2 protein-coding genes are annotated in these 1,326 nt (G+C 71.2%); both read left to right on the top strand.

Annotated features, from left to right (window positions below; translation table 11 throughout):
• The coding region (locus tag AB0J09_RS64920; RefSeq protein WP_360714477.1) for an enoyl-CoA hydratase family protein at positions 1–458 on the top strand (458 nt) is incomplete at its 5' end.
• 8 nt (positions 459–466) lie between these two features.
• Positions 467–1,237 (top strand): CoA-transferase, encoded by a 771-nt coding sequence (locus AB0J09_RS64915; protein WP_360714479.1) that lies wholly within the window; start codon positions 467–469, stop codon positions 1,235–1,237.
• Positions 1,238–1,326 lie beyond the last annotated feature (89 nt).

Here is a 1,326-nt window from a genome sequence, read left to right as displayed (position 1 = left end):
GCGCCGTGCCGGTGATCGCGGCGGTGCACGGCCACTGCCTGGGCGGCGGCGTGGGCCTGGCCGGGAACGCCGACGTCGTGGTGGCGAGCGACGACGCGTACTTCGGTCTGCCCGAGGTGGACAGAGGCGCGCTGGGCGCGGCCACGCACCTGGCCAGGCTGGTTCCGCAGCACCTGATGCGGGCCATGGTCTACACGTGCAGGAACGTGACGGCCGCCGAGCTGCACGCGTTCGGGTCGGTGCTGGAGGTGGTGCCGCGCGACAAGCTGCGCGACGCGGCGCTGGAGGTGGCGGGGCAGATCGCCGCGAAGGACCCGTACGTGATCCGCCGCGCCAAGGAGTCCCTCAACGGCATCGACCCGGTGGACGTCAAGCGCAGTTACCGCTTCGAGCAGGGCTTCACCTTCGAGCTGAACCTGATGGGCGCAGGAGACCGGCACAGGGAGCGGTTCACGTGACCAAGCTGATGTCCGCCGAGCAGGTCGCGGGCGAGATCGAGAGCGGGATGACGGTCGGGATCGGCGGCTGGGGCTCACGCCGCAAGCCGATGGCCCTCGTACGCGCCCTCCTCCGCTCCCCCGCCGACGACCTCACGATCATCTCGTACGGCGGCCCGGACGTGGGCATGCTGTGCGCGGCGAAGAAGGTTCGCAAGGTCGTGGCGCCGTTCGTCACGCTCGATTCCATCCCTCTGGAGCCCCATTTCCGGCGGGCCAGGCAGGCCGGCGAGATCGAGTTCGTGGAGTACGACGAGGGGATGTTCATGTTCGGGCTGCTGGCGGGGGCGCACCGGCTGCCGTTCCTGCCGACGCGGGCCGGACTGGGGTCGGACGTGCTGCGGGTCAACCCCGGGCTGCGGACGGTCCGGTCGCCGTACGCGGACGGCGAGGAACTGGTCGCGGTGCCCGCGCTGAGCATGGACGTGGCCCTCGTCCACATGAACCGCGCCGACTCCCGGGGGAACGCCCAGTACCTGGGCCCCGACCCGTACTTCGACGACCTCTACGCCAAAGCCGCGCGGCGCTGTTACGTGTCGTGCGAGCGGGTGGTGGAGGACCTCCTGAAGGAGGGGCCCGTGCAGTCGCTGCTGATCAGCCGGTCGATGGTGGCGGGAGTGGTGGAGGCGCCCGGCGGAGCGGGGTTCACCTCGTGCGAGCCCGACTACGGACGGGACGAGGCGCTCCAGCGGCGTTACGTGGAGACGCCTTGGGAGGAGTTCGATGAGCAGCAGGGCTGACGTGTGCGTGGTGGCGTGCGCGGAGGCGTTCAGGGGCGACGGGGAGATCCTCGCGGCGGGGATCGGCGGGGCGGTGACGGTGCTGGCCG

Origin of the sequence: Nonomuraea sp. NPDC049784, from assembly GCF_040659615.1 — a bacterium.
GTDB lineage: Bacteria > Actinomycetota > Actinomycetes > Streptosporangiales > Streptosporangiaceae > Nonomuraea.
Note: the sequence above shows the minus strand (reverse complement) of the source record. Positions and strands in the feature narration are given on the sequence as shown.